Annotated in this window: 21 protein-coding genes, 1 pseudogene and 1 other annotated feature; of the genes and pseudogenes, 7 read left to right on the top strand and 15 right to left on the bottom strand. The window is 31.4% G+C overall.

From position 1 onward, the window contains the following. Positions 1 to 156: 156 nt before the first annotated feature. The 6 genes from BO51_RS08265 to BO51_RS08240 form a co-directional block, all read right to left on the bottom strand. The gene (locus tag BO51_RS08265) at positions 157 to 777 is read right to left on the bottom strand and encodes an HAD family hydrolase (protein WP_135270940.1); all 621 of its coding nucleotides are present in this window, start codon (positions 775 to 777) and stop codon (positions 157 to 159) included. A 68-nt stretch (positions 778 to 845) separates the two neighbouring features. Further along, positions 846 to 2,162 carry a dihydrolipoyl dehydrogenase family protein gene (locus BO51_RS08260; protein WP_496485731.1) on the bottom strand — a complete coding sequence of 439 codons (1,317 nt, stop codon included), beginning with the start codon at positions 2,160 to 2,162 and terminating at the stop codon, positions 846 to 848. Continuing rightward, on the bottom strand, positions 2,155 to 3,084 hold the full coding sequence (locus BO51_RS08255; protein ID WP_209315277.1) for an ABC transporter permease: 930 nt from the start codon (positions 3,082 to 3,084) through the stop codon (positions 2,155 to 2,157). The genes BO51_RS08260 and BO51_RS08255 overlap by 8 nt, the downstream gene beginning before the upstream one ends. Continuing rightward, positions 3,077 to 3,454, bottom strand: a complete 378-nt coding sequence (locus BO51_RS08250; RefSeq protein WP_496485734.1) for an ABC transporter permease subunit — start codon at positions 3,452 to 3,454, stop codon at positions 3,077 to 3,079. The genes BO51_RS08255 and BO51_RS08250 overlap by 8 nt, the downstream gene beginning before the upstream one ends. A gap of 396 nt (positions 3,455 to 3,850) precedes the next feature. Next, complete coding sequence (locus BO51_RS08245; protein WP_496485729.1) at positions 3,851 to 4,366, bottom strand: tryptophan transporter; 516 nt, start codon at positions 4,364 to 4,366, stop codon at positions 3,851 to 3,853. 101 nt (positions 4,367 to 4,467) lie between these two features. Further along, positions 4,468 to 4,725: a binding site (T-box leader), on the bottom strand. Positions 4,726 to 4,760: 35 nt separating this feature from the next. Next, positions 4,761 to 5,414, bottom strand: coding sequence for a DUF2202 domain-containing protein (locus tag BO51_RS08240; RefSeq protein ID WP_496485727.1), 654 nt, complete (start codon positions 5,412 to 5,414; stop codon positions 4,761 to 4,763). Positions 5,415 to 5,546: 132 nt separating this feature from the next. Between BO51_RS08240 and BO51_RS08235 the strand changes: the two genes are divergently transcribed. The 4 genes from BO51_RS08235 to BO51_RS08220 are packed head-to-tail and all read left to right on the top strand — an operon-like array spanning position 5,547 to position 10,091. Further along, the gene (locus tag BO51_RS08235; protein WP_496485725.1) at positions 5,547 to 6,371 is read left to right on the top strand and encodes a CHAD domain-containing protein; all 825 of its coding nucleotides are present in this window, start codon (positions 5,547 to 5,549) and stop codon (positions 6,369 to 6,371) included. 1 nt (position 6,372) lies between these two features. Then, positions 6,373 to 7,272, top strand: coding sequence for a Ppx/GppA phosphatase family protein (locus tag BO51_RS08230; RefSeq protein WP_496485723.1), 900 nt, complete (start codon positions 6,373 to 6,375; stop codon positions 7,270 to 7,272). 7 nt (positions 7,273 to 7,279) lie between these two features. Then, positions 7,280 to 9,436, top strand: coding sequence for a polyphosphate kinase 1 (ppk1, locus tag BO51_RS08225; protein ID WP_496485721.1), 2,157 nt, complete (start codon positions 7,280 to 7,282; stop codon positions 9,434 to 9,436). Continuing rightward, a complete protein-coding gene (locus BO51_RS08220; protein WP_496485719.1) occupies positions 9,417 to 10,091 on the top strand; it encodes an HD domain-containing protein in 675 nt (224 codons plus the stop codon). Before ppk1 ends, BO51_RS08220 begins: the two co-directional genes overlap by 20 nt. 70 nt (positions 10,092 to 10,161) lie before the next feature. Here BO51_RS08220 and BO51_RS08215 read toward each other — a convergent pair whose 3' ends face one another. Next, complete coding sequence (locus BO51_RS08215) at positions 10,162 to 11,667, bottom strand: 4Fe-4S dicluster domain-containing protein (protein WP_496485717.1); 1,506 nt, start codon at positions 11,665 to 11,667, stop codon at positions 10,162 to 10,164. Between the two features lie 34 nt (positions 11,668 to 11,701). Beyond that, on the bottom strand, positions 11,702 to 11,971 hold the full coding sequence (locus BO51_RS08210) for an NAD(P)H-dependent oxidoreductase subunit E (protein WP_496485715.1): 270 nt from the start codon (positions 11,969 to 11,971) through the stop codon (positions 11,702 to 11,704). Between the two features lie 151 nt (positions 11,972 to 12,122). Between BO51_RS08210 and BO51_RS08205 the strand changes: the two genes are divergently transcribed. After that, positions 12,123 to 13,460, top strand: a complete 1,338-nt coding sequence (locus BO51_RS08205; RefSeq protein ID WP_496485714.1) for a TldD/PmbA family protein — start codon at positions 12,123 to 12,125, stop codon at positions 13,458 to 13,460. 12 nt (positions 13,461 to 13,472) lie between these two features. Further along, the gene (locus tag BO51_RS08200) at positions 13,473 to 14,705 is read left to right on the top strand and encodes a metallopeptidase TldD-related protein (RefSeq protein WP_496485712.1); all 1,233 of its coding nucleotides are present in this window, start codon (positions 13,473 to 13,475) and stop codon (positions 14,703 to 14,705) included. 33 nt (positions 14,706 to 14,738) lie between these two features. Here BO51_RS08200 and BO51_RS08195 read toward each other — a convergent pair whose 3' ends face one another. The 7 genes and pseudogenes from BO51_RS08195 to BO51_RS08165 form a co-directional block, all read right to left on the bottom strand. Further along, positions 14,739 to 15,530: an ABC transporter permease gene (locus BO51_RS08195; RefSeq protein ID WP_496485710.1), complete on the bottom strand. Its 792-nt coding sequence runs from the start codon at positions 15,528 to 15,530 to the stop codon at positions 14,739 to 14,741. Beyond that, entirely contained in the window at positions 15,527 to 16,156 is a 630-nt protein-coding gene (locus BO51_RS08190) for an ABC transporter ATP-binding protein (protein ID WP_496485708.1), read from the bottom strand. The genes BO51_RS08195 and BO51_RS08190 overlap by 4 nt, the downstream gene beginning before the upstream one ends. Positions 16,157 to 16,286: 130 nt before the next feature. Further along, the gene (locus BO51_RS08185; RefSeq protein WP_496485706.1) at positions 16,287 to 16,736 is read right to left on the bottom strand and encodes a GNAT family N-acetyltransferase; all 450 of its coding nucleotides are present in this window, start codon (positions 16,734 to 16,736) and stop codon (positions 16,287 to 16,289) included. Positions 16,737 to 16,938: 202 nt separating this feature from the next. Beyond that, positions 16,939 to 17,274, bottom strand: a complete 336-nt coding sequence (locus BO51_RS08180; protein WP_496485704.1) for a hypothetical protein — start codon at positions 17,272 to 17,274, stop codon at positions 16,939 to 16,941. Between the two features lie 8 nt (positions 17,275 to 17,282). Further along, positions 17,283 to 18,017: pseudogene (istB, locus tag BO51_RS08175) on the bottom strand (IS21-like element helper ATPase IstB); the annotation flags it as partial. A gap of 673 nt (positions 18,018 to 18,690) precedes the next feature. Beyond that, positions 18,691 to 19,170, bottom strand: a complete 480-nt coding sequence (locus tag BO51_RS08170) for a helix-turn-helix domain-containing protein (protein WP_496485702.1) — start codon at positions 19,168 to 19,170, stop codon at positions 18,691 to 18,693. A gap of 805 nt (positions 19,171 to 19,975) precedes the next feature. Beyond that, positions 19,976 to 20,260, bottom strand: coding sequence for a GIY-YIG nuclease family protein (locus BO51_RS08165; RefSeq protein WP_496485700.1), 285 nt, complete (start codon positions 20,258 to 20,260; stop codon positions 19,976 to 19,978). 465 nt (positions 20,261 to 20,725) lie between these two features. Between BO51_RS08165 and BO51_RS08160 the strand changes: the two genes are divergently transcribed. Further along, complete coding sequence (locus tag BO51_RS08160; RefSeq protein ID WP_496485698.1) at positions 20,726 to 22,105, top strand: IS1380 family transposase; 1,380 nt, start codon at positions 20,726 to 20,728, stop codon at positions 22,103 to 22,105. The last annotated feature ends 41 nt before the right edge of the window (positions 22,106 to 22,146 follow it).

Raw genomic sequence — 22,146 nt, 5'->3', positions numbered from 1 at the left:
TATTTTTTAAATTTTCTCTGCTACAGCTCTTATTTCTGCTTCTATACCTTTTTCATTCGCTGCTTTTTTTATTTTCTTTATATGCATATTTTATAACAACAATACCTGCAGAAATTAAAGAAGAGCAAATTAAGTAAATACTTAATTTGCTCTATCTTATACATACTTGATTATGTCTAGAGGTTTATATAACCTAATCTCTGCATCTAACTCATCATGGGAATTTTCAGTCCACAAAGCTAAAGCAAAATCTACATTTGCACCTTTTGCACACTTGTAATCGTACTCTGTATCTCCAATGTAAATGAGGTCTTTATTGTTGAGTTCATTCAATTCCATATATTTTAGCAATGGTTCAGGGTAAGGTTTGTGTAAAATAGTATCATCAGCACATACAATCGTTGAAAAATATTTCTTTAGGTCAAATCGGTCAAAATCATGATCGAATTCTTCTCTTAATTTAGATGTGACTATGCCCAGTTTATAGCCTTTTGAGTTCAATAATTCCAACACTTCTATTACCCCGTCAAAAACCTTTATAGTATCTTTGTATTTATCCATGTTTTTTAACCACAACTCAAGCCCATATTCAACATCTTTGACTTCAAACAATTTCAGTGTTTCTGCTCCGGGAATGCCCAATACATATCTTAATTCATCTATCGTATAATCCTTCCCTTTTATTTCTTTTAAAGTATCTACTAATGCAGCTAATATTGAATATTCGCTATCTATAAGAGTTCCATCTACATCAAATACAATATGCTCATACTTCATCTTATCTCTCCTTTCGTCAACCTTTATGTTATTATATTTAATAATTGATTGCAAGCATAAAAAATGCACTACTGTCTAGTGCATTTTTTATCTATTTCTTTTAAATTTAACACTGCTTCTAAAACAGCTTCGTTTAAAGTAGGGTGGATTATTAGCCCTCTCTTAATGTCAAGTGCATTTATTTTCTTTTTAAATAATAAATCCATTAACCCTATGTATTCAGATACATTTTTGCCTACCATCCATATTCCCATTATATTGTCATTCAAATCAGCTATTACTTTCACAAATCCCTCTACATATAATTTTGAAACAGCTCTCCATGTATCTTTAAACTCACAGATTCCAATCTTATATCTGTCATGTTTTATTTGCGATTCATTTATGCCTACCCCAGCTATCTCTAAAGAAGCAAACACAGCCCTTGGTAAGTTATCATAATTTTGGTGGATTTCCCTACTATAGATTATATGTTCAGCAACTTGAATTGCTTGATTTATAGCTGCATGAGCCATGCAAAGCTTCCCATTGACATCGCCTATGGCAAATATATTTTCTTGGGTCGTCCTAAAGTTATTATCTACTTTTATTCCATTTTCATCAAAATCTATATTTAATCTCTCTACACCTTTAGGGATATTTGGTTTATTCATCATAGTTACTAATAGCTTATCTGCCACAATAGTGCTTCCATCTTTTAATATTGCCTCGACACAGTCATCTTTTGTATAAGCTTTTATAACTTCTGAATCTGTCATTATTGTAACATTGTTTTCTACCAAATCTCTTTCTATCGGATAAGTTAAATCAAAATCATCATCAGGCAAAATCAGATGTTTTTTTTCCACTAAAATAATCTCTTTATTTAATTTTGATAGCACATTAGCTAATTCTACCCCTTCTACGTTTGCACCTAGAATTATTATTTTCTCCTTAAGCTGGTTGAAATTAGCTGCTTCTTTATATGTTATTACTTTTTCCTTGTCTATTATAAATTCTTTTGTACTTTTGGGACTAGTTCCGGTCGCTATGACAATATGAGAAGCTTTTATTAAATACTCTCCTACTAAAAATGTATTTTCATCAATGAATTCACCTTCTCCATAAAATAAATCAAGATTTGATTTTTGAATTAGAAGATCAATTTTTTCTTCTAATTTATTTAATGACTTTCTATAATAAGGTATAAATTCATCTTCGCTATTATTTTTAAAATAATCTGAAGCTATTTTTACAGGCAAAGCTCCCCATCTCAATGCTGTGCCCCCAAGAGTTTCTTTTTCTATAAGAGCTACTTTCTTACCTGAATTTACAAGGATCTTTGCACAGTATAAACCTGCAATCCCTCCGCCTATCACCAAACAATCGTAATTTTTTTCAAGCAAGTTCTCTCTCCCCTTTGCTTTTCTTATGTTTTTGCAATTGTCTATTTGTAACTATAAATAAAGCTACAATGGTTGCGATATAAGGAATCATTTGAGTAAATTGCGATGGCACTCCTACTACTTGTAGTCTTATCCCTAAAGCATCAAAAAAACCAAACATCAGTGCTGCAATAAATGTCATAATCGGGTTTGCTTTCCCAAATATTATAGCTGCAACTGCGATAAATCCTCTATTTGCACTCATATTCTCTGAAAAAAGTGTGAGATAACCCAAAGAAAGATGTGCGCCAGCAAACCCACATAAAACACCACAGTAGATTGAAGATTTATATTTCATTTTTTTAGCACTCACACCTGCTGTTAAGAGAGCTTCAGGATATTCCCCAGACGCTCTAAGCCATATTCCCTGAGGTGTTTTATAAAGGTATATATATATTAAAGCGACTAAAATCCAGCTTATATACACAAATATCGAATGATTGTTAAAAATTTTGTCTAAGAAATTCACATTCTCCAGAAAAGAAAAGTTCACTCTAGGTAAAGGAACTATATCTGGAGAAGAAAAAGCGCCTTTTACTCCAAAAATGCTCCTCAATAAGAATACAGTAAGCCCACTTGCAAACATATTTATTGCTATCGCTACTATAAACTCATCTGACTTTAATTCAACCACAAAAATAGCAAATATCAATCCGATAATTACTCCAACTAAACTAGCTAAGAGCACTCCCATTAAAGATGAACCAAAAAAATAACTCCCGAGTACACCAAAAAATGCACCAAGTAAAATCATGCCTTCCATTCCTATATTTAGCATTCCCGTATGTTGAGTTAAAAGCCCTCCCAAAGCTGCCAATATGATAGGTGTGGCAGTTCTTATAGTATGTTGTAAAAGGGTTAGGTTGAAAATCTCTTTAAGCATTTGTTTCACCAGCTTTCTTTGATTTTCTCTTTATGTTTAGCAAAACGAATTTATCTTTAAATCCAGCTTCACCTGCAATAAATAATACTATAATTGCTTGAATGACCATGACCAATTCCGAAGGAATCGATGTTGCATTTTCCATAGACACAGAGCCTGTTTTTAATGCTCCCAAAAATATAGCCATCAATACCACTCCTACTGGATTGTTCTTAGCCATAAGAGATGCTAACATTCCATCCCAAGCATATCCCGGAGAAATACTTTGTAAAAATCTATAATGCACACCTAATACTTCAAATACTCCAGCCATGCCACATAAAGCACCGGATATCACCATAGATATGAGCATTTGCTTTTTGTCATTAATTCCTCATTCCTTGCAAACAACCTGTTTTGGCCAACCATTTTAAAGTCATATCCAAATGATGTTTTCTCCATCTAGATATTAAATATTTCCATGAGATTTATTGTTGATTTATTATCAATTATAATATTTGTTTTTATATCTATAACAAATTTGTAATTGAGTTTAAATCCCATGTTAAGAGCTCTCTAAGAGAATTAGAGCATATAATTCATAAATGTATATAGAATAATCAACGAAATAATTAATATTTAGCTGGCGTCTAAAGCTAAAATAAACATTTTTTTATTGGAAGGCTGTGTTTTAGCCATTTTAGTTTGTTTATTATTTAACAATAAGATAATATATAGAAATATAAGGTCTATATACATTTTACCCATATATAGACCTTTATAGCTTTTAATATGCTTTGTTTGATCTTTTTAAAGATGCTATGACTATATTGTATAAAAATACACACATCAATGTGTTTAACAAAACAGCAGGTAGAACTACCCCGATGACTAATGCACTAAATGGCCCAGGCAAGCCCGCTAAAAAAAGTGCAGTACTTAAAAACACTATTCCACTTACAAAAGTTCCAATTATTGATGCTATGATGATTTGAATTTGATCTTTAACTTTTGAATCCATGACTTTAAAAAGCAAAAATATAATATTTGCTGTAATAATTTTATCTACTATGTTTGGAATCTGCCCAAAAGGAAATGTCGTGCTAAAAGCTGAAAACAGCCCAGCTACAATTCCAATCAATATTGTCATCTTATAGTCTTTTCTATTTAAATATAAAACAATAAACATCATGCAAAGCATAAGGTCCGGCTTCATTCCAAACAATATTGGTGGCATAGCTTGATGAAGTATAAGCCCGATAGCTAGAAATATAGATGTCAAAACCATCTTTCTTAAATTCATAAAAAATCCTCTCCTTAAATTTAATATTATTCTATTTTGATTTTTTACATAACTTCAGAGCATGCTTATCACCACCTTATAAAAAAAACTCCGCCCTAAAACAATAGGGCGAAGTTGTATTCGCGTTGCCACCTAACTTATACTTATGTAAAATGCATAAGTATATCTCATTTTCAGATACATTCATATCCTATCCACTGTAACAGGCAGCTCCCGTCAAGAACTACTCTCAAAACTAAGTTTTGATTTCGGCTTGCTCCTCTTAGATCCATTCACAAAAGAAATCAGTGTTGAGCTTCCACCATCCTCAACTCTCTATTACTTATTCTTTAGCTACTACTTCTAATCATCAGATTTTATATAGTATTATAATATATGTCTTCGCTAAATACAACTAGTATATATTTATTTCATCTAAACATCTAAATGTGGTGCCATTTGCCCTAGTACCTCTTTGATTATTTGCGCTTGTATTTTTGCCTATTCTACCATTTCTTTGAAATCCCGTGTTTGTATAATCGCCATTGTATCTTTCTACTTGTCTTTCAAATGCTTGTAGGTGGCTTTTAGAGGCATTAAGTAATTTTTGAAATACCAGTTTGACATCTGCATCTAAATCTTCTTTAAGAAAGTTTTCATACATCTGTATGTTTTGTTTTTCTGTGTCTAAACCTACTTTATATGCTTCTAGCAAATTAGTTGGTGTAACTAGATAATTTTCAACATTTGGTACAGTAAATTTGATATCATAATCCTCTAATAGCGGTTCTATTAAATCGATATGTGTGTTTTCTGCTCGCAATATATTGCTGAATGGTCTTGAAACATTTAATGCGCTTATTATTTTCTCATATTCCGCCTTAGCAAGATATTCATCTTGCAATGCATAAGCAATCATTTCTTCTTGTGTATAGCTTTTGTCATTTAATGCAGCTTGTGCGCCAATCAAGGCATCATCTGCATAACTGTAATTAGTTGTCCCCATTCCAATGCTTACCATTGATACTAATGCCATAGTTATAGATGCTTTCTTCAGTAAATTTTTCATAATATCTTCTCCTTTTCATTAATTTTATTTTACATTATCATTGTAAAATATAATTGTGATTCAATTATGACAAATTATTGTTTTATGTATATAAAAAAAGGTATCTATATACTATATTCGGGGGTGTTTAATATGAAAACTTCAAAGCTATTGAAATCCAAATATGAGAAAATTGTAGAAAACTATGCTGATATAGAAAATATGCTTTATGATGAAAATTTTATTCATGAATTAAGGGTAAACATAAGAGAACTACGCTCTATGCTCTATTTTTTCAAGCCCATTGCAAAAAAGAAAAAGTACAACGCCCTCAATGATTTCTTGAATAACTTAAGTGGTCAGTTTTCTAAACTTAGAGAAATTCAAATAGCAAAACAAATTTATAAGGATTATTGCGGTGTAAAGACTATCGATTATCCAAATATTTTCTCCGACATTTTAGTAAAAGTTGAGGAAGCCATAGTTTCCGATTTGAAAAGAGTGCTGGTTCCTAGAGAAGAATTTGAAAATAACAACAAGATACTCTATCAAGTTATTAAAGAAATAGAGAATTATGAGGATATAGAAAAATTTGTCAAAAAAAGAATAACAAAGATGTCTAAAGATATTGCAAATCAAATTGATAATATCAATTTATCTGATTTGGATGATATCCATAGATTGAGAATATCTCTTAAAAGGCTTAAATACGCACTAAAGTATCTTCCCTTTCCGCTCGAAAAATATTCCCATATATCAGAAAAAGTTGCAAATGATCTCTCAGACAGTCTAGGGGTTATGTTAGATAAATACGCAACGCTCAGCATATTTTCATCGTATAGCAATGCTTTTGTCAATTCTTCAATAAGTTACCATCGTGGCTTGTTTGAGGGATATTTATACAACGAAATAGATTTGAATAAGGAAGAATTCAAAAATAAAATAGGATTGCTTCAATCCCAAATAGGAGGAATTTAAATTGATTTATGCCTTGGTAGATATTGGTTCAAATACAATGCGGATGAATATATATAAATGCAAAAACAACAATATAGATCTATTGTTTACATCAAAGCAATCAGCAGGTCTAGCTGGATATGTAGAAAATGGGATCATGTCAAAAAAAGGTATAAAGAAAGCCATAGAAGCTCTAAAGAGTTTTATGGAAATTGTAAATCACTTTGAAATAGATAAAATGTATGTTTTTGCGACAGCAGCACTTAGAAATGTTTACAATAGCGAATCTGCAGTATCAGAGATAGAAAATGCAACAGGATTAGATATCGATGTCATATCTGGCGAACAAGAAGCGAGATTGGACTTTATAGGGGCTACTAAACTCTTTGATTTAAAAGAGGGCATTTTAGTTGATATTGGTGGTGGAAGTACTGAAATTGTTACTTTTAAAAACCAAAACATAATCAGTGCAATAAGTTTTCCTTTGGGTTCATTGAATAGTTATAAAATGTATGTTAGTGAAATTTTACCAAACAAGAAGGAAATTAAGGATATAAAAAATCATTTGGAAAGAGAACTAAGTGGGCTTACTCAAATAGATAAAGAAAATTACAAAGTCCTATGCGGCGTAGGCGGCAGTATTAGAGCTACAAGGAAATTGCACAATTGGATTTATGAAGCTCCATCGGATAACAACACAATTTCTTCAAAAAACCTAAAGTCTATGGTCAAATTTCTGAGCAAAGGATCAAAAGAATCTATTGATGCAATCCTACAAGTATCTCCTGATAGAGTTCATACTATTTTGCCTGGCATTATAATATTAAATGAAATAGTCAAAAAATTTGGATCCGATGAAATAATTGTAAGTGACTATGGTGTAAGAGAAGGTTACTTATTCGAAAAAGTTTTAAAGGAGTAGATCCTTTATGGCAGAGAACAAATTCCCATACGACACTAGCTACACGCAAAACCGAGAACTTTCATGGCTTAAGTTCAATGAAAGGGTGCTCGAAGAAGCACTAGATGAAAATGTCCCTTTGTTTGAAAAGTTAAAATTCATTTCAATTTTTACGAGCAATCTAGATGAGTTCTTTATGATAAGAGTAGGCAGTCTTTTAGATTTATCTCGACTTAAAAACCCACCTATCGACAATAAAACTGGATTAACTCCACAAGCACAACTTGAAAAAGTGTTCGAGAGCGTAAAGCCATTGTATAAAAAGAAAGATGAAATATTTTTTAAGGTTGAAAATCTCTTAAGAGAATATGATATTTACAATCTAGATGTAAATGAACTTAAAGAAAGTGAAATTGAATATGTAGAAGATTATTTTAAAAAAAATATAATGCCTTTGCTATCACCACAGATAATTGATTCTCACCACCCTTTCCCTCATCTTTGGAATAAAAGTTTATATGTAGTAGGAACATTGGTTCCTAAAGGAAAGAAAAATTTAACAGGGATTATAGAAATACCTAAATCCATTCCTAGATTATTGTATCTAGACGGCGAAAAACCAAGATATATTTTAATAGAAAAAGTTGTGTTTCATTTTTTCAATTTAGTTTTTAATTATTATAAGATTTCCACAAAATCAATCATTTCTGTGACAAGAAATGCTGATATAAACCCAAAAGATGAAGCTTTTGACTTTGATGAAGAGGATTTCAAACTTCATATGAAGCAAATTTTAAAAAAAAGGTCTAGGCTTGCACCCGTACGTTTAGAAGTCTATGATGACCTCGACAATGAACTGAAAGATTATCTTATTCAAAGATTAAATTTATCGCAAAATCAAGTTTTTAAAACTTCTAGCCCTATAATGCTAGATTATGTTTCTGTGCTTGAAGATAAATTAAGTCCTCAATTAAAAACCAAACTAGCTTATCATAAATTTGAACCTGCTTATCCCACTAGTTTAAACCCAAATAAAAGTATTATAACGCAGGTGCAAAAAAAGGACTTATTGTTGACATATCCCTATGAAGATATAAAAGTTTTCATAGATTTATTAAAAGAAGCATCAACATCAAGAAAAGTAAAATCTATAAAAATATCGCTTTATAGGTTGGCAAATAGATCAAAAGTCGTGGAATACTTATGTCAAGCAGCAGAAAACGGAAAAGATGTCACCGTACTTATTGAATTGAGAGCAAGATTTGACGAACAGAATAATATAGGTTGGTCCGAAAGATTAGAAGAGGCTGGTTGCAAAGTCATCTATGGAATAGAAGACTATAAAGCTCATTCAAAAATTTGTCTAATAACTTATATTGAAAAAGATAAAATAAACTATATTACCCAAATTGGCACAGGAAACTACAATGAAAAAACTGCAAGGTTGTACTCTGATCTCTCTTTGATTACAGGAAATAGAGAAATTGGTGAAGATGCATTAGAGTTCTTCAAAAATATGGCAATAAGCAACTTAAATGGAACTTACAAACATTTAGCAGTAGCTCCTTATTCGCTAAAAAATACGTTGATTGAAGAAATCGATAGACAAATTGAAAATGCAAAATCAGACAAATCAGCAAGAATAATCATCAAAGCTAATTCAATAACTGAAAGAGATTTAATAGATAAATTGATGGAAGCATCTTGTGCTGGAGTTAAAATAGACTTAATAATCAGAGGAATATGCTGTATCTTGCCGAATATTGAGAATAAAACAGAAAATATAACAGTTTCCAATATTGTCGGCAGGTTTTTAGAACACTCTAGAGTCTATTCATTTGGTGAAGGTGATGAGAGTAATATATACATCTCTTCAGCAGATTTAATGACAAGAAATCTAAACAGGAGAGTAGAAATAGCAGTCCCCATTTATGACAAAAATATAAAGAAAAAAATCACAAGATTTCTGGAATTAAATTTAAAAGACAATCAAAAGTCCAGATTGATGACAAATACTGGTGACTATGTTAAAAAAGAAGATGAAGACGAAAAATTCAATTTTCAAGAATATCTGCTTGAATTGGCTTTAAATCAAAATGAAAATCACAAATTAAAGAGTAGATTCAATTTTATTTCAAATTTATTTAAAAATAGGTGGCTACGAAATGAAAAAGAAAGAGTTTAAGCGAATTGAAAAATTTATGAAAAAACACAATTCAGATCAAGCACATGATCTTGAACATATTTATAGGGTGCTATATTTAGCTCTTGATATAGCTCAATATGAAAAAGATGTCGACATGGATGTGCTGATTGCTGCTAGCTTGCTTCATGATATAGGCAGAAAATCCCAATCAAAAAATAAAAATGTCAACCATGCTAAAAAAGGTGCGAAAATGGCTAAAGAATTTCTACTAGATAATAATTACAGTAAAGATTTTGCAGAAAGAGTTTCAGACTGTATTGAAAAGCACAGATTTAGAAGTGAAAATCCACCATCTAGCATAGAAGAAAAAATACTTTTTGACGCGGATAAGCTAGATGTCTTAGGTGCGATAGGCATAGCTAGAACCATAATGTTCCAGACAGAAATGCATTCTAATTTGTATAATTTAGATGAAAATGGCAATTTGCTTCATGGAGAAGATGACAAAGATGATTCTTTTCTACATGAATATAAATACAAGCTCGAAACTGTAGCGGATAAGCTTTACACCCGAAGAGCCAAAGAAATCGCTTCAAAAAGAACAAAAATCGCAGAATTGTACTACGATAGTTTAGTAGAAGAAATAGAAGAATCGTATAAATCAAGAGCACTCATCAAAGAGTTCTTAGAATAAAACTACTTCCAAAGTAAATAGACTAATAAAAACCAGACTGTTTGCTTTGGAAGTATGTGTTTATTTGTATTTATTTGTTCTTCAATTCGTCATCTATCAATTCATTATCAAGCGGCGTCTTATAAGGAGCTTTGTTTTTAAATTCTTCAACAGCTTTCTTAACTCTCGTAGTCGACGCCAATGTTCCAGGTCCAGCTATACAGCCTCCAGGGCAAGCCATTCCTTCCAATAAGTACCCATTTTTTCTCCCTGCTTTTGCTTGAAACATCAGTTTTACACAGTCTGCTAGATTTGAAGCAGACTCTACATTTATCTCTCGAGTTGGATCTAACAATTGAGCGGTCTTTTTTACAGCTTCCGCAACTCCGCCGGCAACAGAATATCCCCGTCCGAGTGTTGAAGCATCTTGTACTTCTTTAGAGATTTCTATTTCAGACAGCTCTATATTTTTAGCAACGAACATCCCCATTAGTTCCTCAAATGTAATTACAAAATGAACATAGTCTTTTACATCTTCTCTGAGAGCTTCTAATTTTTTAGATATACAAGGTCCTATGAATGTAATGATTGCATCTGGGTCTTTTTTCTTTATATACTTCGCAGTTTCTACCATTGGCGAAGCTGAATCTGAAATGTACTCGTATTGTTCTGGGAATTTAGTTTTTACCATTAAAGCCCATGAATTGCAGCAACTAGTTCCCATAAATGGTATTTCGCTCGGTACTTTTTGCAAAAATTCCTTAGCCTCATGCAAAGTAGTAATATCCGCTCCCAAGCTCACCTCTACCACATCTTTAAATCCCAATCTCTTTATGCCTTCCACTATTTGCTCAGGAGAAGTCAAAGCACCAAATTGTCCTATAAATGAAGGCGCTATCATAGCGTACATATTTTTCTTAGTTTTAAGAGCCTTTACGAGCTGATAAATTTGAGATTTATCTGCGATCGCTCCAAATGGGCATTGTATTATACATCTCCCGCAGGATACACACTTTTCTTGATTGATCTTCGCCCTGCCTAGATAATCGCTCTCTATTGCATTTACTCCGCAAACAGCAGCGCAAGGTCTGTTGTATTCCACTATGGCACTATAAGGGCAACTCTCTTTACATCTGCCGCATTTTATGCACTTGTCTTGATCTATTATAGCTCTGTCTTTTCCAATTGAAACGGCATTTACAGGGCACACATTTGTGCAAGGGTGTGCAAGGCACTTTCTGCAATTATCAGTGACTTTAAGAGCTCTAGTTGGACAAGCTTCACAAGCAAAAGTTATTACATTTACCAAGTCGGGTATAAATTTAGTCTCATCAACATTTACCTCATCAATTCCCTCTGTAACTCTTGTAAACTCAGCTATACTTCTTACGTTAAGTCCCATAGTAAGTCTGAGCCTTTCTTCTACAACAGCTCTTTCCCTGAATATATTCTCCCTGTATTTTGCAACCTCTCCAGGTATAATATTATATGCAGCTTTTTCTAATTCTCTTAGGTCAGTGTCCTCGTATGCCATTTTTGCAATCTCTACAAAGACCTTTCTTCTTATATTTATAAGGTCAACATAGCTTTCTTTCATATTTTATCTATTCCTCCGAAGTAAATTTTTACGCCTATATTCTCATCTTGTCCATTATTTTTTCCATTACGATTTGGCCAGTAGCATTGAATATTACATCATCGTCCACTATAACTACTGGAGCGATATCTGCATCCGTATCTTTGCAATATCCCAAACACTTAATTGATTCTATTTCTAGCTCTTCATCTCTATATTCTTTTTCATTTTCATCAATAATCTCCCTTAAGCTCTCGATCTGGTCTAACAGGCTCATAGCTCCAAGCAAAGTACAATTCGAACCCATGCAAACTTTTACTTTCATATAAATCCCCCTAACTATTGTTGGTCATCCAATACAACCATAAGTTAATTTAATTATATAATATATTTAAAGATAGTTAAAGTATTAACTAGATCTTGAGACTCTAAATATGATATACTTAATGTGAAAATTCCAGTAAGGAGGCTTAGCAATGTTTAAATTTCCAGAAGGCTTATACACAGATGTACGGATTGAAGATGTCTATGAAACTAAAGTAATTTACACAATGGGAGAAATTGAAGAATCAAAAGTGAGAACCTACAAAGCTGCTTTCATAAGGATATTTGACGGAGAAAGATGGTACTATAATTCTATTTCAAATATAGAAGATATTCAAGCTGAAATTGATTTACTCTCCAAATATGCAAATCCAAATGAGCGCATCGAAGAAAATCCAGTCGTTAAAAAATTTCAAGTAAACAAAGATGAATTGATAAAGTTTGAGGAAGACGATATAAAGAAAATCAGCATCAAAGAAAAGCAAAATCTACTCAGAGAATATTTCCCTTTATTAGAAGAGTATGAATTTATAAAACATTGGAAAGCATATTATGTAGATAGAAAAATATATAAAGAATTTTATTCAAGCAAAGGCTCATCTACAAAATTTGATAATCAAACAGTCGGTTTGGCAATTAAAATGCAATTTGTGGAAGGTGATAAACTGCTGTCGGAAAGCTATCAAAAGTCTTCAACCAATGTGAATGGTTTAAAAGGAAAAATTCAGGAATTTAGGCCATTTATATCGAAATGCCATGATTTTTTAATAAACTCCCAACCTGTAAAACCCGGAAAATACACAGTTATATTGTCCCCTCTTGCAGCAGGTGTATTTGCGCATGAGAGTTTTGGACATAAAAGCGAATCGGACTTCATGATAGGCGATGAAACCATGAAAAAAGAGTGGGCAATAGGAAAAACTGTTGGAAGAGAATTGTTAAGCATAGTCGATGATGGCAATATCGATGGAAATGGATATGTCCCATATGACGATGAAGGCACAAGAGCAGAAAAAACCTATCTCGTAAAAAACGGGCTTTTAAGTGGTCGACTTCACAGTACAACTACTGCATGCTACTTAGATGAAGATTTAACCGGAAACGCAAGAGCGGTAAATTTTGAATACGAGCCGATAGTTCGAATGACTACTACCTATATAGAACCAGGAAATCAAACAAAAGAAGAGCTTTTTAGCGAAGTGGAAAACGGCATATACATAGACGAAATAAAACATGGTTCAGGAATGTCCACTTTCACTATTGCCCCATCGCTTGCGTATTATATCAAAAATGGAAAAATTGCAGAGCCTGTGAATATATCTGTTGTCACCGGCAATGTTATGGAAACTTTAAACGAAATCGACGGTCTTTCAAATGAAACTGAAATTATGAGCTTCATATTAGGTGGATGTGGAAAAATGGAGCAATTCCCTCTGCCTGTTGGCTTTGGTGGCCCTTATGTCAGAGTAAATAATTTAAACGTTCAGTAGGAGGTGGAATAGATGATAAAGGAAAAATATATAACCAATATAAAAGAAATATCTTTAAATGTAAGTCAAAGTAGAATTGATTCAGTGAGAAACAAAAATATAGAGAAAACTGGTCTTAGAGTATATGACAATGGCTATATCGGGTATGCTGGTGCAATAGGAAATTATGATGAATCGGATCTAGTGAATAAAGCAATAGCCACTTTGGATAATAGAATATCGTATGATTTTGAAATTGAAGGCAATAAAAAAATACACGAAGATTACACATCAGAAATAATTGATGAAAATAAAATGGTAGATGAATTAGAAAGCCTCTTAAGTGTTCTTAGAGAAGAACAGTCTGATTTCTATTTCTCCCATAAATTCAATCTGACTGATTACAGCGTAAAATTAATCAATGAAAAAGGTCTCGATTTATATTATAAAGACAAATATATCTCGCTAGGCTTGATATTCAAAGAAAAATCATCGTTGAATATCATGGATGGATTTGTAGGTTTTGAAGGGAGAAAATACGATAGAACTTTAGCATTAAAAGATATAAATCACACATTAAATGCATATAAAAATAAAGTGGAGTTGCCAAATAAAAAAACTCTGCCAGTTGTATTTGACACTACTGAACCCCTGCCATTCATAAAATTTATACACGATCTAGATGGCAACAATTTTGGCAGCAATAGCTCGCTATTAAGTGGAAAAAGAGGGATTAAAGTATTCAATGACAATTTTACACTTTACCAAAATAACAATCCTAATTATATGCCAGTCCCTTTCTTCGATGCAGAAGGAGTTGTCAACAAAGACTACAATTACTCATTGATAGAAAACGGTGTAGTATTATCGCCATATACAAACAAGAAAATAGCGCGGAAATACAATCTTCCATTAACAGGCTCTGCAACTTGCGAATACGACGGAGTCCCAACCCTAGGTGTACCAGAGTTTAGAATTAGAGAATCTGAAAAGACAGCCAAAGAGCTTCTAGCAGGCGAGATGGGTATTTTTGTCTTAATGACCTCCGGCGGTGATTTTACTCCAGAAGGAAATTTCGCAGCACCTGTCCAGCTAGGATTTTTATTTGACGGTGAAAAATTCATAGGCAGGCTTCCAGAATTAAATATCTCTTCAAATGTATTTGAAATGTTTGGCAGTTCTTTTAGAGGGGTTAGTAAAAACAATACAAGCCCACTATCAACTAGCAAGTATCTGATAATGGATATGAATGTAAGCAAAATATGAGAAAAAGAGCCTTAGAAAAATCTAAGGCCCTTTTTAATTCCCATATATAAAATCAATTTGATTTCTATCGTTATAAAGAGTTCTAATACCTAAATTAAGTGCAGAAAAAGTAGCCAAACACACGACAGTAGCTATAGCTATCATTATTGCAATTTGATAAAGAATCGCAGTAGTAGGTGGAGTGCCTGATAAAATCTGGCCTGTCATCATGCCCGGTAGTGAAATTATTCCCATCCCGACCATGTTGTTTAAAGTAGGCAATAAAGCTGTTTCTAAGGCATTTTGTGAAAATGGCAATAGAATTTTTCTTGGTTTTACTCCTAAATTTAGAAGTGTCTCCACTCTCTTTCTCTGGGAACTAAAGTTGTCCTTAAAGCTCTTTAAACCCAAATTTACTCCAGTCATCGCATTTCCCATTATCATCCCAGATAGAGGAATAGTATACTGAGGGTTAAAAAAGTCAACTCTCACAACCACTATTACAAAAAATGCCAAGATAATTAGCCCTGATCCGGCTAGCGATAATGCTACTGCCCATTTAAACGACTTGTTGAGCCATTTGTTCTTCGACAATGCCCTATGGATAGCAAACAATGTCATAGCTAACAAATATGCGCTGGTAAACAGCGGACTTGGATTTTCAAATATATAAGTCAAAACAAAACCCGCTAGTGTCAATTGTACAGTCATTCGCAAACTTGCGACAACTAAAAGCCTTGTTTGATTTACATTTGCCTTCTTCATGATCGCTAAAACTACAATCAACAATAGATATATCAGCGAAAACTGAAAGATACTTAATTTAACTATACCAGCATTTGTCATATTGTTTTACTCCCTTCTATATCTATTATTACTTCGGCAAATTCATCAGAGAGACTTTTGTCGTGGCTTACTACAATAATTGTCATATCTTTGGTTTTAGCAAGCTTTATGATTTCTCTCAATAACGATTTTGCATTGTTTGCATCTAATGCGCTAGTTGGCTCATCCAGCATCAAAACTTTAGGCAAAAACGACAAAAATATGGCAGTATAAAGCCTTTGAGCTTCTCCACCAGAAAGAATGCTCGTCTGAGTTTCAAGTGGAAAATCAAGCTGGCATATTGAAAGAAAATATTTAATCTCTTCTTCGTTTGGCATATTCATTTCTCTATATGAATAAAATCTGTTGAAGTTATCTTTTATACTTCCATCAAACAAATATACCGACTGCCCCACTAATAGTACTTCTTGCCTGAGTTTTAACGTGTCTATTTCGTCTATGTTCTTTCCTTCGTAAAAAATAGCACCCGAACTAGGTGATAAAGTAGCATTGAATAGCTTTAACAATGTGCTTTTACCGCTACCTGAACTTCCAACAAGAAAAACTACTTTCCCTTTTTCAATAGAAATATCTGGGTATCTTATAAAGTCTTCAAAAACTAAGTCTTTTGTTCTAATTATATCCATATCCCTCTCCTATAGCTTTATTTAAGTAAATTCAATGATATCAGAATAAAGGAGATCATTCAATTAATTTGAGTTGGCGCACAACAAATTCTAAAGAAAGTTGGTTATTGTAATGCCTCAAATTATATACTTATACTTCTAAAGAATACTTGTATGCTGTTTCAACTGGGTTCTCAAAATATCCTTCTACTTTGCTGATAATTTTATATCCAAAATCTTCAAATACCCTTTGCATTTTTATATTTGATTCTCTCGTTTCAGCTTTAAATATATGCATATCATCTTTTGTAGATTCATCTATGATATGTTGCATCAATAAATGTGCGTATCCATTGTTCCTATGGTCTGGATGAGTTCCTATTGTCATGATCTTTATGTAGTCATTTTCACCTTTCCAGTTATATATCGCAATACACGCTTTTAATTTATCATTTTCTTTTATAGCATAAGCAAAGGTTCTCTCATCTTCAAATAATTCCTTCCATATTTCTCGATCTATGTTATCTTCTGGAAAATATATTTTCAATGCTTCCAAAAAACAATCTAAATCCTCTAAACTAAGTCTAACTATGTCTTTCATGACACCCTCCCTAAATATTCATATTATTTTTGAGATAAATATAGAAAATGCATATATTTATCAAATAGTACTTATTTACTTGATAGTATCATATACTTTACCTGTTTACAATTAATTGGTGATTTCCATTCTATTAATATTTCTGTAAGAGAACCTAAAAAAGAGCAACCCTTTTTAGGCTACTCTTTATACAAATCTAAATTTAATAAAATAATTCTCGGTTTACTATCCTAATATTGTTATCAGCATCTTTTTCAAAAGTAAATAATTCTGTAATTCTATTAACACCCGGCTCAAGTGTACCTATTGAAATAAAATCTTCACTAAACTCCAATATATAAGTAACTGGTACAATTAATAAATCATTTTCAATCTTTTTATTAGAAAAATCTATTTCTTCTAACCGACCATCAATGATTTTAGCATAATAAGTTTGATATTTGGGATCATCTTTTTCTACATCAATTTTAAGCTTCTCACCAACTAGTGTAAATGATACAATTAAAATGTACGAAAAGTGGAAAATAATTATGTACAAGAAATATCCTAAGAGACTTCAGAATCCTTCATAGAATTATTTTCTAAATACTGTAGTTTAGATTGAATCCTGTATGATGGACCTTTTATAGATATTATATGGCTATGATGAAGAAGTCTATCTAAAATGGCATTAGCAATAGTTGGAGATCCAAATATATCTGGCCATTTTGAAAAATTAGAGTTTGTAGTGATTATTGTACAGTGCTTTTCATATCTCTTAGCTATCAGTTGGAAGAATAGATTTGAAGCATCTAAATCTATTGGTAAATAGCCAATTTCGTCGATTATTAATATCTTGTACTTAGCAAAATGTTTAAGTCTTGTTTCTAGCCTATTTTCTAAAAGTGCTTTTTTAAGTTGTGTTATTAGCTCATGAAAAGATATAAAATATGTTGAATACCTATTTTTAGCAGCTTCTATGCCAATTGAGGTTGCCAAGTGTGTTTTACCCACACCTGGTGTACCTACAAATATGATATTTTCATTATTTTCAATAAATCTTAACGTAGATAGATCTAATAATTGCTGCTTATTAACTGTAGGTTGAAAATCGAAATTAAAGTCATCTAATGTCTTTAAAAACGGAAAGTTAGCAACCTTTACACATGCATTCATTGCTCTTTCCTTCTTAGCTTTAATCTCTAATTCGCTAAGTTCATACAATGCATCTACAACGCTCTTTTCATCTGAATTAATCATTTCTATATAGAGGTCAATATTTGCTTTAATATTGCCTAATTCTAAGTTTTCTAGGTTGTTTAGAAGTTTTACATAATTATTTAATTTATCACCCTTTCATATTAAGAAATTATCTAATGCATTTAAATTTTCTGATACTATCTTATCTAAGTCATTATCATCCTTAATAGATTGTGCCATCAATGCTTTGTAATCATCAGATTGATAATTAAAAATTTTATCACTTAATTGATGAATGCGTATTAATTCTGTGTTACAATAGATATATAATTCATTTTTATTTTGTTTTAAAAGTACATCTTTACCTATGTAAATAAGGCTATAAATAAATTTTGAAGTATTTATGTCCTTTAAATATTAGATGTTTATTTTTAACTCTATTTGTGTTAATATTTATATTATCCATAGTAATTCCTCCAATATGTGTTATTTTGTCTTGCAACTCAATTTTAACACATTAGGATTACTATGGATGTTTATTTGTTCATTTTCATTTTACAATGAACCTTCATATAAAATATACAGAAAAAGAGATTTATACCTTTGAGACTTTTCGATCGATCCAGGATTTGAAGTAAATACTTGTAGGACATATAGAACAAAATTTAAAAAAGTCGCAATAACTAATTCTAATAGTATACATTTTGCCTGCATCCCCTAATCGAATAAATTGGCAGTTTAATCTACGAGGTTAAAAAATAGGTTTTAATTATTTTTATTTTTTTAATAAACCAACTGGTATTCTGCCTATTTCAGCTAATTTAATCCAATTAAGATTTTGTTTGTTTTTCTTTTTAGAAGTAGTTAATTTCTCTAATTTCACATGAGTTTCTGTTATGAGAATTTTAACAGTATCTTGATAAAAGCTTTTTTTACTTTTTTCCTTAGACTTGAACTTTGGATATTTAGCTCTGCCATCAAAGAAATTTTTGCAAGCAATACAAGCATCTTTTATGGCTTGTTTTGTTATATTGTTTGAATAATTAGTAAGCCATTTGTATTCTTGTGTTTTCTTAAGCTCCGTCAATCTTTTTCTTAAAGTTTTGTCATTTAAAAATTTACCACCGTTTTTATAGTTGATTTGTTGTTGCTCAAGAGTCCAATTATATGCCCATCTTGCGACACCAGCACATTCAAAGAGTTTTGTTCTTTGTTTGTTATTAGGCAGAAGCATTACTTTATATGTTTTAATCATTTTGAGTCAACTCCTTAGTCATCTTCTTGGCTTTATTAGCTCTTTTGCCTTAATCTATCCTCTACATACAGAAATACAATAAAATATATAAAAAGTATATAGAGTTTTCTAAACTTTTATAAAATATCCTTAACAGTCATTCTCCCCTTTTTCATTCACAGTATATTTCTATTCTGTCAGTTGAACAGATGAAAAGTGGTATACTCTATGGTATATGGGCAATTCCTGTGGCAATAATATTAGCGGTGATTGGTATGATTGTTTCGCATCGAATTTTTGCTAAGCATCAAGTCTCATAAATAAAGTTCCCACGAAAACACTTACATCTTCCTTTAGTAACTTAGCTATTTCTTCTGAATCACTAAATCGATTTTTACCTTTCTCTTTAATGAAATCAGCTAAATCTTCAATGGGAGAATATGTGATGTCGTCTAAAGATAAAAATTCAGTTAGAATAGCTTCAGAAGTAGCTCCATAGTTATTAGAATAGGGTTTGTCTTTTATATCTAAGATTGCTAGTTGACTAAATTTTAGATGTATAGTGTAACAATTAATAAAAGATATATCCTAATCTTTGCTACTAACTTCAACCTCGCACTATAACCCGATCATCATTCCATGACTTATTTATACCTCAATTTGCTGCATATAATAATGTGTAATAAGATCCTTCACTTTGTTCAGGATGACAAGATAATGATAATATAAGTGATATGATAAAGAATGAGTCACTTTGTTCAGGATGACAAGCCCAGAATTTTAAGCATATTACAAAATCCTGTCATTCTGAACGTTGAGAAAAATCTTATCTTTTAAACTCCTCCGCTAAATCTTTCCATAATGGATTTACAACCTCTACTAATTGATTTTTCTTCTGCCTTGTCCAACCTTTAATTTCTTTTTCCCTTGCTATAGCTGAATTTACATCTGAAGTATATTCAAAATATACTAATTTATTTACATTGTATTTTTCCGTAAAACCTTTTACTAACTTATTTTTATGCTCATATATTCTTCGCTCTAAATCATTTGTAACTCCTGTATATAAAACTTTGTTGTTCCAATTTGTTAACATATATACATAGTACAAATTCATCACTCCTTTAAGATTCTTCGCTACGCTCAGAATGACAAAGCTACTGCTGCACACGATTCTAAAAAATGACAAAGCTACTGCTGCACATGATTCTAAAAAATGACAAAGCTACTGCTGCACATGATTCTACATATATACAATAATTACTTTAATCGCATATACTTGATTTTCCCTTATTTTATCAAATATATTAAGTGATTACCACTTAGCTTTATTCAAAACAAAAAATAACCCGCTAATCTAAAGTTTTTTAACCTTTAAACCAGTGGGTTCTAAATCTTTATATTCCTATTTCTGCTTCATCTCTAAAGTAAAATATTATATTATCTTGGATTCGGCAAGTAATGCCGAAAGGCATTGAAATTAAAGGATTTTTTGTCCAAAAAAATTAAAAGAAATCATCCCTTTTAAGTGTTAAAATATAATTACAAAAAAACAAAACACAAAAGGGTGATTTCTATGAATAGTTTACAACAAAATCAAAAAAATTTAAAGAAGAAAATTAGACTTTTAAACATAAAGGCAAATTTTAATGATACGAAAGTTTCTTCTGTAGCAACTTTTTCTTATGTGGAATTGTTTAAACAAATAATAGGATTACCAACTATTTTAGAAAAAGGCGTAACCTATAAGAAGGCCGCTAATTCTACTTTTAGTACTGCAGAAATTATAGAATACATGATTGATGCAAATATTCTTGGCTTCTCAAGATTTATGCACATTGAAACATTAAGAAATGATGAAGGATATAAAAAGTTTAAAGGTATAGATAAATTACCCAGTGAAAAAGTATGTAGAGACCTTTTAAAAGCTTTACCAACAGAAGCTTTAGAAGAATTAAGAACTATAAATAAAAAAATACTTGACTTAAAGTCTTCAACTGAAGATATACGAGAGGTTTGTATTAATATTGATGATACTGTAATAACTATCTTTGGTAATCAAGAAGAATCAGGAATAGGATATAATCCAAGGTACAATGGAAGACCATCATTTAAAGAAAAAGTTGGGTTTATTTCAGGAACTGATGAATTACTTAACATTACTCTTGAAAATGGTAGACACCATAGTAATTATAAATTTTTAGATTTCTTTAAGAGTTGTATAAACCAGCTACCATCAAGATATATTCTTAAAAGAGTTAGACTTGATAAAGGTTTTTTTGATGAAGAAAACTTTTTATATTTTGAAGATAATGGAATAGAATATGTTGTTAAATGTAAAATGTATTCTACTGTTAAAATGATAATAGATTTTGTAAATAAGAATCCGAAGGATTATAGATGGCAAGATATAAGTTCCACTTTATCTGTTATGGAAATTACTGTTCCATTGCCTAAATGGCAAAGAGCAAGAAGATTTGTGATTATAAGAGAAAAAATTATTCCAAAAAATATGAATCAGTTAATGTTCGAAGAATGTAAATATAAATATCAAGCAATAGTAACAAATATAGATTATTTAACACCTGAAGAAATATTTCAAGATTATAATCAACGATGTGATGTTGAAAATAACATAGATGAAATAAAAGAAGGCTACGCCTTTAGCGAAAATAGTTTAGTAAATCATAAATGCAATGAATTGTATCTTTTAATAAAAATGATAGCATACAATATTCATAACTGGTTTAAACAGGCAATTATGCCTAAGGAAATACAACATCATGAAATTAGTACATTAAGAAGAATATTTTATAGAGTTTGTGGTAATGTTTGTGGTAGCAAATATTATAGATATTTAAGTTTTTCAAACAACTGCTTATTAGAAAAAATCATTACTTATATTCAAAAGCAAATAAATGTTTTTAGTAGAAAGATGATAGCAGTATACACTTAATAGTAAAATAAAAAAATAAATTACCTTAAAAATCCAAATAT

The organism is Soehngenia saccharolytica DSM 12858 (assembly GCF_059568515.1).
Note: the sequence above shows the minus strand (reverse complement) of the source record. Positions and strands in the feature narration are given on the sequence as shown.

What these genes read in the sequence shown, in the direction of transcription:
- BO51_RS08265 (WP_135270940.1), bottom strand. Translation starts at nt 777, where the DNA reads ATGAAGTATGAGCATATTGTATTTGATGTAGATGGAACTCTTATAGAT.
- BO51_RS08255 (WP_209315277.1), bottom strand. Translation starts at nt 3,084, where the DNA reads ATGCTTAAAGAGATTTTCAACCTAACCCTTTTACAACATACTATAAGA.
- BO51_RS08245 (WP_496485729.1), bottom strand. Translation starts at nt 4,366, where the DNA reads ATGAATTTAAGAAAGATGGTTTTGACATCTATATTTCTAGCTATCGGG.
- BO51_RS08240 (WP_496485727.1), bottom strand. Translation starts at nt 5,414, where the DNA reads ATGAAAAATTTACTGAAGAAAGCATCTATAACTATGGCATTAGTATCA.
- BO51_RS08235 (WP_496485725.1), top strand. Translation starts at nt 5,547, where the DNA reads ATGAAAACTTCAAAGCTATTGAAATCCAAATATGAGAAAATTGTAGAA.
- ppk1 (WP_496485721.1), top strand. Translation starts at nt 7,280, where the DNA reads ATGGCAGAGAACAAATTCCCATACGACACTAGCTACACGCAAAACCGA.
- BO51_RS08220 (WP_496485719.1), top strand. Translation starts at nt 9,417, where the DNA reads ATGAAAAAGAAAGAGTTTAAGCGAATTGAAAAATTTATGAAAAAACAC.
- BO51_RS08215 (WP_496485717.1), bottom strand. Translation starts at nt 11,667, where the DNA reads ATGAAAGAAAGCTATGTTGACCTTATAAATATAAGAAGAAAGGTCTTT.
- BO51_RS08210 (WP_496485715.1), bottom strand. Translation starts at nt 11,971, where the DNA reads ATGAAAGTAAAAGTTTGCATGGGTTCGAATTGTACTTTGCTTGGAGCT.
- BO51_RS08205 (WP_496485714.1), top strand. Translation starts at nt 12,123, where the DNA reads ATGTTTAAATTTCCAGAAGGCTTATACACAGATGTACGGATTGAAGAT.
- BO51_RS08200 (WP_496485712.1), top strand. Translation starts at nt 13,473, where the DNA reads ATGATAAAGGAAAAATATATAACCAATATAAAAGAAATATCTTTAAAT.
- BO51_RS08195 (WP_496485710.1), bottom strand. Translation starts at nt 15,530, where the DNA reads ATGACAAATGCTGGTATAGTTAAATTAAGTATCTTTCAGTTTTCGCTG.
- BO51_RS08190 (WP_496485708.1), bottom strand. Translation starts at nt 16,156, where the DNA reads ATGGATATAATTAGAACAAAAGACTTAGTTTTTGAAGACTTTATAAGA.
- BO51_RS08185 (WP_496485706.1), bottom strand. Translation starts at nt 16,736, where the DNA reads ATGAAAGACATAGTTAGACTTAGTTTAGAGGATTTAGATTGTTTTTTG.
- BO51_RS08170 (WP_496485702.1), bottom strand. Translation starts at nt 19,170, where the DNA reads ATGATTAAAACATATAAAGTAATGCTTCTGCCTAATAACAAACAAAGA.
- BO51_RS08160 (WP_496485698.1), top strand. Translation starts at nt 20,726, where the DNA reads ATGAATAGTTTACAACAAAATCAAAAAAATTTAAAGAAGAAAATTAGA.